The 9,463-nt window shown below is 38.1% G+C and carries 8 protein-coding genes and 1 pseudogene; 5 read left to right on the top strand and 4 right to left on the bottom strand.

What is annotated here, in order from left to right:
* Positions 1 to 479 (top strand): annotated as a pseudogene (locus ENH88_RS04910) (hypothetical protein); the annotation flags it as partial.
* 271 nt (positions 480 to 750) lie between these two features.
* Complete coding sequence (locus ENH88_RS04915) at positions 751 to 2,001, top strand: hypothetical protein (RefSeq protein WP_304180314.1); 1,251 nt, start codon at positions 751 to 753, stop codon at positions 1,999 to 2,001.
* 233 nt (positions 2,002 to 2,234) lie between these two features.
* On the opposite strand, the gene ENH88_RS04920 is transcribed toward ENH88_RS04915, so the two are convergent.
* Positions 2,235 to 2,927 (bottom strand): DUF2306 domain-containing protein, encoded by a 693-nt coding sequence (locus ENH88_RS04920; protein WP_304180316.1) that lies wholly within the window; start codon positions 2,925 to 2,927, stop codon positions 2,235 to 2,237.
* A 281-nt stretch (positions 2,928 to 3,208) separates the two neighbouring features.
* On the opposite strand from ENH88_RS04920, the gene ENH88_RS04925 reads away from it, so the two are divergent.
* Positions 3,209 to 4,300 (top strand): helix-turn-helix domain-containing protein, encoded by a 1,092-nt coding sequence (locus tag ENH88_RS04925; protein ID WP_304180318.1) that lies wholly within the window; start codon positions 3,209 to 3,211, stop codon positions 4,298 to 4,300.
* A gap of 70 nt (positions 4,301 to 4,370) precedes the next feature.
* On the opposite strand, the gene ENH88_RS04930 is transcribed toward ENH88_RS04925, so the two are convergent.
* Genes ENH88_RS04930 through ENH88_RS04940 form a run of 3 tightly spaced genes read right to left on the bottom strand, consistent with a single transcriptional unit; the run spans position 4,371 to position 7,218 of the window.
* Positions 4,371 to 5,594: a sensor histidine kinase gene (locus tag ENH88_RS04930; protein WP_304180320.1), complete on the bottom strand. Its 1,224-nt coding sequence runs from the start codon at positions 5,592 to 5,594 to the stop codon at positions 4,371 to 4,373.
* Positions 5,591 to 6,292 (bottom strand): response regulator transcription factor, encoded by a 702-nt coding sequence (locus ENH88_RS04935; RefSeq protein ID WP_304180321.1) that lies wholly within the window; start codon positions 6,290 to 6,292, stop codon positions 5,591 to 5,593. Before ENH88_RS04935 ends, ENH88_RS04930 begins: the two co-directional genes overlap by 4 nt.
* A gap of 2 nt (positions 6,293 to 6,294) precedes the next feature.
* The gene (locus tag ENH88_RS04940; protein ID WP_304180323.1) at positions 6,295 to 7,218 is read right to left on the bottom strand and encodes an alpha/beta hydrolase family protein; all 924 of its coding nucleotides are present in this window, start codon (positions 7,216 to 7,218) and stop codon (positions 6,295 to 6,297) included.
* 237 nt (positions 7,219 to 7,455) lie between these two features.
* Here ENH88_RS04940 and ENH88_RS04945 point away from each other — a divergent pair, with 237 nt between their 5' ends.
* Positions 7,456 to 8,043, top strand: a complete 588-nt coding sequence (locus ENH88_RS04945) for an ACP phosphodiesterase (protein WP_304180325.1) — start codon at positions 7,456 to 7,458, stop codon at positions 8,041 to 8,043.
* A gap of 468 nt (positions 8,044 to 8,511) precedes the next feature.
* A partial coding sequence (locus ENH88_RS04950; RefSeq protein WP_304180326.1) for a sensor histidine kinase occupies positions 8,512 to 9,463 on the top strand: 952 nt, incomplete at its 3' end.

Genomic DNA, 9,463 nt, shown 5'->3' on the forward strand with positions numbered 1-9,463 from the left:
ATGTTGACAATGTTGATATAGATTTTTCCAGCTATGCTCGAAATAGCGTTAATGATGACGGCAGTTATACCGTAACTGAGCTACCTGCTATTAAAGAGGAACTTGCCACTAGCTTACTGCAATTTGCTAATAGTTCGAATCTAGAATACGACTTTAGTAATGCAGATAGCCGGTTTGGTCTCTCGCAATGGAGTTTTAGCTTTTTAGTTGATGATGCTCAAGAAAGCCGCTTTGACTGGATTATCCATAGTGGTATTCGAGGTCAAATACCTGATTTATCTTTTGGTGATGTTTTTCCTGAGCCTCAAGATGAAATTATACTCGAGGAGTTAGGGCTCTTTTTGTATGGTTATGCAGGTAATGCAACAGATAAGGCAACATATACGCAATTATTAGAAACAATCTCAGCGGGTGGACATTTAACTAAACCTGAATTTAGCAATTATGTTTATTTAAATATTTTGGCAAAGCTTGATTAAACAGCGATTAGGAGCAAGCTTTTTTAGCTTGGTCCTGATTCTTTTTTTAGCTATACCAATTGGGTTAAGTTACTGGCCATTTATAGCGACAGATAAATACAGTGATAACAAAGCAGAAATTTTGACATGTAGTTGTTCTCGGCAATTGCTCCTGCATTGCTCTACCTCCTGCATCCATGCAGTCGTACATGAGAAATTACTAACGCTGTTAGCGCTTTATTTAGCCCGCTAGCATGGTTAAATATTTAAGTCGATTGGTATTAGATACTTAGTGTTAAGTATTGGCGTTATCAACCGATTTCAGTTAGAAATGATAAAAGTTAAGCATATGAAAATTCAATATAGCATTCCAACAATTATACTTACTTTATTGCTGTGTGGTTGCCAAGCTACTCATAATCCAATTCCTAAAAACTATCAGGGGGACCGTGCTAACCTTGCTGACAGCTACCACACTACAGCTAAAAGTTCGGGCAAATTTTTCTACTTGAGTGCAGTTGGTGGTAAACGAGTATACAGCGCTCTTTCGGCATCTAATCAAGCCAGTTATGGTAATGGTATGCTATTAACTGCTGTAGGGTTTAGTCGTGATTTACCAGCCGAACCTTTGCTCTTAACGCTTGTGGGGCAGGTTCATCATGCTGCGCCAGTGAATTATATGTTTAATGCGGGTAGTAACTATTTAGTCGAAGGTGACATTAAATTTACACCCCAGTCAGGTGAAAACTACACTGTAAAAGGTTACTTGAGTGAGAGTTATTCGGCTGTGTGGCTGGCTTCAAGCGATGGCAAACAAGCTTCGGATGCAATTGTACTTGAAGGTGATCCCGATAAGGAATCAGCGAAGTTAAAGGCACTATCTGCCGGTGCTGTTGTTATTCCTGCGTACGCTAAAACGAATGTTAAACCAACTATCCAGCAAGCTAACGTAGCAGCTGAAAGTAGCCGTGAATATGGTGATAATCCTTTAGCTAATATAGACCAAGGCACAAGTGCTAAGTTGTTAATTGAAAGAATGGGCGAGCCGGAACATATAAAAATAATTGAAACAAACTTTTTTAGTAAAGCCCCTGAAACTCATATTTATCATTATAAAGATATCGGCAGCGTCGAAATGATCAAATCGGTTGCTGATAGAAACTTATATTCGCAGCGCACTTTTTTAGTTACAAGTGATGAAGGTCAGCAGTTTACTAATGTGATTGCCAAAGCAAATGGTGTTGAAACTCAGTTAATTGGTAAGAAGTTTTTTAATATTGGAGTGTATGACATCAACTATCTCGATGCTTTAGCTACAAAAGTTTGGGAAAATAAGTTTACTGAAGATAGGCGTATGCTTGATGGCATAGCTTGGTATTGTCGTATCATCTCTAACTCAGGAACTTCACGCTATCAGGATTTTCTATCATCCATTGATAATGATGACAATATATCTTCAAAATTACGAGGACATTGCAACAAGGCAAAAAAACAGATTGATAAACTTAAATTGGCTAAAGTAGAACAGTTTAAACCTTTATGAGCTTTCAATACACTATGACAGGGTTAGCTTTACGCATTTTCTAACCCTGTTCTATTTTAGTTTTTCATTATTTAATGGGGTATGACGTAGCAAAATATTCTTGCGTTTACAGCTTAAAAATAGTGTTTGTTAGCCAGCGATTGCAGGATACCAGTTAGCTAACACTACACCAAACAAGCCCACCAAAAATATAATGGATATCAACATCATTAAAGCTGCGGTGGCGATTGTAATCACCTTATTAGATGTTTTGCCCGCATATACCTAACCAGCTCAGCAATGAGCAGCGGCATAACATATGAGCAGATGCTAACAGCTAACACGGTTGGTCCTGTAAATGTTGCAGTATCAACCCCGAGTGAGCCAAACGTTAAAAACCACGCAAAAATCATCAGTCTAAAAAATAGCACCCCGTTTGCTGCAAGGTATAAGCGAATTGCCCATATTTTATGCGAATTTATATTACGCTTTCTTGCAGCTAACACCGCTAATATACTTGATAAAATAACCATACCACCACCAAACATTGTTAGGCTATGCATTAGCAGGTTACCTACGGTGCCTCTGACAATCATAAGATACATTCCAGCAATTGAAATGGTACAAGCTAACAGTACGAATACGCGGCCGTTATAGCGATGAAACGTGGGATATTTTGCTCTAAGTGCGGGTATTAATTGCAAACTCCCGCCGATTATCATTACCACGGCAAGTAATACATGCGTTGCATACATTAAATTACCAGTGGGGTCGCTCGCAACATAGGCAGTATTGTTAAGGCGGCTCCAACCAGATAACCCGGTTGTTATACCTGTGAGGGCATATCCGAAAATAAGATAAGTTATAAAGCAGCCTTGTGCCATCAGTAAGCAAATAAACCATATCTTTTTACTGTTTTCGAGGAGCTTATTTGGGGTTGTTTTCATTTTTTTCATTAGTATGTAATTTCCAGTAAGTCTTTTCAATAGCCCAAATATAAAGACTTGCAGGGCGGTTTCTTATCAAATTTGAAATTTGAGTAACGATATATGGTAAGTTTTAGAATTAATTAACTTCTGCAGACACATTCCCTAACAAAGTCTTTTTGCTAACTGGAAAGTTACTTTGTACTATGTTGGATAGGCAAGTATGTACGTCAGGTTAAAAGCGCACTGTTATGCAAAATACGTCTCCTTATTTTCTGCTAATTTTTGTTTGTATGAGCTTAATGCTTTTAAACGCACTTAAAAAAGATAAGCAGCTTGTTCATTATTTATTTGTCATATTTTGTGGCTCGCTGTGTATGGTAGGGGCGCAAAAAATTAGTGCACCAAGCTTGGGTGAGTATCAGTACTTTATTGGTTTGTTTACTTGTGCAACGTGTAATGCTTCATGGTTAATATCACGGGCTTTATTTCGTGAGCATAACCCTATTTCACGCAGACATGTGGCAGTTGCTGCAACCATCGCGCTTTTGATCATGTTTAATCAAACATGGCACTATTTAGTTAGCCTTGACCCGCAACCTCTTTCTACCAGTCATATAATGTGGCGATTAAAACAAGGCATGAATGAAATAACAGGTTTACTTTCATCGTGCATTTTAGTGCTTTCTTTTTGGGAGTCGATGAAAGGTTTCAATAGCAAAACACACGCTCAAAAAGTGCAATCTGTGATTTTTGCAAGTGCGTACTTTTTAGCTGTTGTTAATGCCAGTGTATTACCTGCATTTATATTTAGCCCTGCGGAAATTGAGCTATATAACCCGCTAATTATCACTTCTTCTGCGCTGTTAATTGTATTTGCAATGCAAACAGTTATGACTCTGCAAGCAAGTAGCTCAAACAAGCAAACGCTACCTCATAATGATGAGAATGAGGTTGGTTTTGATAGTGATGAAGCAAAGCATCTTAGTAATAACACTCTTCATCAAGAGCAAGTACCACCTGAGTTGATAGCTGGTATTTCTGAACTGATAAACGAACAGCAACTATTCTTACAATCGAATCTTAAAATTTCAGATTTTGCGCAAGCGCTGATGGTGCCGGAATATAAAATTAGTCGAGCTATTCGATATCATTATAAGGTTGCTAACTTTAATCTTTTTATTAATCAATACCGTGTAAATTATGCAAAGGTGTTATTAGCAAGTAAGCAAGCTAAAGAATGGAGTATTTTGAGTATTGCACTTGAGAGCGGCTTTTCGTCTCTTGCGACTTTTAATCGCGTGTTTAAAAGCATTGTAGGGAGTATTCCCAATGAATATCGAAAACAAAATAGTGACTATCAAAGTCCGATCCTTGCAGGGCTGGTTGAATAAGTTAGTTTTATATTTGGTATTTGGCGCTGCCACCTAGGCTATTTGTAGTCCTTGAATGTAAACTCGCTGGTCACTTAAATGTGATGATAAACTCACTTCCTGTGTCGGAGCTGTTTAGTGTGTAATCAATTGCTAAATGCTCGCATAAACGCTTTACTATGTTCAGCCCCATACCTAGCCCTTGGCTGTTACCTCCTTTTACGCCCGCTTCAAAAATGTGCTGCTGTACGTGGGGGCTGATACCTTCGCCACTATCACGAATTATTTCAATGATGCCTGAGTGAGTGTATTTGAAGGCATTACCGATCAAATTATTTAATAAAATTAGCAGAGGCGTTTCAGCAATCGGCGCCATCTGTTGTGGCTTAACGTTGACGATTAATTTGACATTTTTACCGGCCAAATAACTGTGCTGTTGTAAAATACAGTGTTCAATAAGGGGTAATATTCGTGTTTGAGCTGGTTGATTAGTCTCTTCTCGTGCCAAAGCAAGCAAGGTTGTTAAGCTTTGCTCTATTTGTTTTTGGGCTTGTTCAACTCGAGCGATTAAATCTGTTTGTTTCTCAGTAAGAGTGGTTTTTTTTAAGAGTGTGATTGCGCCTTGGCTGATCGTAACTGGTGTACGTAATTCATGGGAAATATCTCTAGTGAAGAGCTGCTCGCGTTTGATAAATGCATGTATACGCGTTAACGCTTGTTCAAGCGCGTTGGCAAAGGTACCAATTTCACTGCTTTTAAAATGCTTTGCAAACCCAGTAGGTAATTGATCGACCGGTGCTTGTTCAATAATCGTGATTAACTCATCAAGGGGTTTTAATAAACGTTTGGCAACAAGGTAGGCTGCAACGCCCATCAAAATAGCAATTACGGTAACGAACGCAAATATCACTAATAAGTAAGAGAGCAGTTCATTTTTAGCACTGCTGACAAATAACTGATTGCTAACATTTGCTAGTAAATAGCCATGCTTAAACTGTTTTAAATGGAAATGTTCACCATTTCCTAGAGGAATTTCAGTCCGATCAGGATACAGAGTCAAATACTGTTTTATATCAGGAGGAAGTTCAGAGTACTCGGCATAAAATATAACAAAGTCGAGCCGAGGGTTTACTGCTTGTCCTTGCTCAATTTGTTGGCTAATGGCTTGGCTTTCAATATCAATAAATGCGTTAAAAAAGTGGTCTTCAACGTAATATGCAAACACAAAACTCATCAGGCCATAAATCACACTGATCAGCAAGGTAAGGGCAACAAAGAAACTAATGATTTGTGTGCGAAGTTGGTTTTTTTTCATTCGCTGAACTCACTTGGGATATCTAAGCAAAAGCCAATTCCATGTATTGTTTTAATAAGTGGATTTGCAAAAGGCTTATCGGTCATTTTACGTAATTGATAAAGATGTGATCGCAGAGCATCAGAATCAGTATGATCATCCCCCCAAATTTTGTCACATAGTTCAGATCGGCTTACAACGGTGGGGTGAGCTTGCATTAAAATGCTCAATATTTGCAATGGGATCGGCTGCAACTTTAAAGGATGACCTTCTCGAGTAACTTGTTTTCTTTGGTAATCTAATTGTAGTGGCCCAACGTTAAGGTTTGATTGTATAGGTTGCAGATAGCGCTTTGCCAGCGCATTGCAGCGTAACCATAGTTCCTCTAAATCAAAAGGTTTGGTGAGGTAGTCATCTGCGCCAAGTCCAAATCCTTCTCGTTTATCAGCTAATGAATCTCGCGCTGTCATCATGATGATGGGTGTATATCTCTCTGCGCGTTGGCGTAACTGTTTGCAAACACTTAAGCCATCCAGTTTAGGCAGCATAATGTCAAGAATGATGCAGTCATAGTTTTGTGTAATGGCGAGCTCTAAACCGAGCTCGCCATTGTCAGCAAAGTCCATAATAGCCCTATATTGCTCAAAGTAATCAGCAATATTGAGGCTAATCTCAGGGTTATCTTCGATGACTAACACTTTTAGTTCTTTATTCAGCATTTTTACAGCCAGTCAGTCAAATTATCAACATAGTTTGAAGGCAGGATATGGCCACTGTCAAAGCGAAAATGTTTTTTATTTTCGCTAGGTATCAGATTGAATAGCAGGCTGTTTTGTTTTTTATTCGCATACTCGTCATCATCAGCGGTAAATAACCAAACTTTGTTGTTAGCTAAACCGTTTAATACATTTTTAGGTGCAACCAGTGCTGTTTTATCATCTAAATGAGGTGGTACAATGGCTGCTACGTTCTTGATACGACGGTCGATACCTGCAAGCAATAAGCTTACTTGCCCACCCATACTGTACCCTGCAACATTGATTTGTGATTTATCAAATTGTGGTTGCTCGGTTAGCCAATCAATTAGGATACGATGATCTTTCACCGTGTTAGTTATAAAGGCTTCATAAGGGACTTTTTTTCCAAAATAATTTAAATCTATCATCATGTTACGAATTGAGTAGTCAGGATCTTTACGCAGGCCATGATTACGAGCATCGATAGCAATTACTGCATATCCTTGGCCAAGTGCTTGTTGGGTTATTTTATCAACAGATGTGATTGTTGGACGTGTTTTAAAGCTATCTTGAAACCATCTTATTTGACTACGGCCTAATGCATGTATACCAATTAAAACTGGGATCGGTTGCTCTGTATTAGCATAAGATGGTGGATACTTGATACGGCCATTTACCGTTTGACCATCAAAGCTTTGATAAGTGAATTCGTAATAATTATCTTCAATTTTAGTTTGCTGCCATTGTAAATCATTAGGTACTTGGTAAGCATAATGTGCTTGGATCTGCTCAGAGCTCATTTGATAAGGAGTAAGCGAGAAATGAGAAAACCACCCCGCACCTGCAAGTAGTATAATGGTTACAATAATAAGCAAATAACGGACGATGGTATTTTTAATTAATAGCATAGAATTAACCTTTTTTATTTTGTTAGACAAAAATAACAACGCAGGTGTGAAATGGATGTGAAAAACACTCAACTTTTTAGTAACCTTAACCTAGCTTTTTTAAGCACCATGCAGCAGTACTTTGTTTATGCAAAATAACTAACAGAAACATCACAAAAAAGCGTCTGCCAACTCAATGTGAGTATTAACCGAAATTGCGGTATCATTTGTGCTATATGAACTATCGCCGAGACTACCTTGAACTACTTAGCTCACCTTTATTTAGCAAAACCCACAGCTGACTCGCACTTTGGCAATTTGCTTGGTGACTTTGGTGGTCACCGATATTTAAACTACATGCCTGTGACAGTTAAAAATGCGCTAGATAATCATTATTTAGTCGATAAATTCACAGATACCCATCCTTTAGTTAAAGAAGCTAAACAGTACTTTTCGCCTAAACGTAGGCGCTTTGCGGGTGTGGCTATTGATGTACTGTTTGATCATTTTCTTATTCAGCATTGGCAACGCTTTAACGAGCAACCTTTAAATGATTTTAAGCAAACCAGCTATCAGCTTTTGAATAAACGTATAATTGTTATGCCACCTCGCATGCAGCATGTTGTAAAGCACATGACAGAAAACGATTGGTTTAAAGAATACGAAACCATTGAAGGGGTGGGGCTGGCTCTTGATAATATAGCCAAGCGCATTCGTTTTATTAACCACTTTACTGGTGCTGCTGAGGATATAGCACGTCATTACACTGAACTCGATGCTGTTTTCTTAGCGTTTTTTCCTGAGTTGATTAAGCATGTTAAGCAACGAGGCCTTGAAAGCACTTAAGTGAGCATGGTTTGTAATAATTTTAAATTTTAATCGCTAATTTTGCTCAGACTTTAAGTTTAGTTTTGCATACTTTTTTTGTTGTTAGTTCACTTTTGTGAACATTGCATTAGGTTCGGGATGTTTTATATCTCTTTAGTGTACTTTTTGTTATTTAAGTTTACTTTAGTGTACTTTTTATCTTGTAGATATATTATAGTTTTGGTTCACTTCTATGAACGATTAATTTAAATAGTTGAAGGTAATGAGTAGCTTCAACTATTTGAAACAAAAGATATTAACCTCTTGCAAGAAATTGCACGGTTAGAGTTTTCATATTCTAACCATGATGAAACTTTTCCGTTGTCTGATATTAGGGATCGCGTTAATCAATATTGCAAAGATAATAACATCACGATAGATACCTTTTTTGATATTGTGCTTGTGCGACAAGATAATAATCATCATCACAATTAATGGATTTCCTTAATGGCTGGCGTAGGGCGTTTTATTTCAATAGAAACTTTTGCAGCAATCATCACCTGGGCGGTTGTGAGTGGCTCAGCAATATGGTTAATGCTGCAGTCTGATGGGTTTTCCGTTTTGGACTTAAGCGCCGTTGTTGTTTGCTTTTTAATTTTTATTAGCTGCTTTTTAATTGCCAATGCCGACTATGAAGTACGTTTAAATACGTTGTTAAAGCGTGGGTTGTTATTTGCTCAATATGCCGCTTTACTGATAGTAGCAATCTTTGTTCCTTATACCTACATTGCGATTTTAAGTACCATTTGGTGTGCTCAGTTGCCGTATTTTATGCGCTTAAGTTACGCCATTTGTTTATCGTTTTTATGTTTGCTGCCACTGTTTTTAATTTTCAGCTTTTATTGGCATCAAGAAGGTAGCTTGTTAACTGGCATACTGTTTTGGACATTTAATTTGTTTGCACTGGTGGTAATGAATAGCACACGTAAAGAGAGTGTCGCCCGTGAACAGTCTGATGCACTAAATCGAGAGTTAATTGCTACGCAAACACTGTTAAATGAAGCCGCAAAACAGGCTGAAAGAGTCCGCATTGCACGTAATATTCATGACCTTTTAGGTCATCATTTAACCGCTTTGACTATTAATCTACAAGTTGCTTATCGTACTGCTGAAGGCCCTGTGCAAGACAATATTAAGCAATGCCATGATCTGTCTAAATTATTATTAAGCGATGTGCGGGAGGCTGTGTCAGAAATCCGTGAAAAATCAGCAATTGAAATCACGCAGACATTACAAGCACTCGTCAGTAATGTTCCTCAGCTCACTATTCACTTGAATATTGTTGATGACATCATGATAAATGATGTAAAAACAGCTGATACACTACTACGGTGTACGCAAGAGTGCGTGACTAATACACTCAAACATAGCCAAGCGAGTGAGCTTACGATTAACCTTA

The organism is Pseudoalteromonas prydzensis, from assembly GCF_011050055.1.
GTDB lineage: Bacteria > Pseudomonadota > Gammaproteobacteria > Enterobacterales > Alteromonadaceae > Pseudoalteromonas > Pseudoalteromonas prydzensis_A.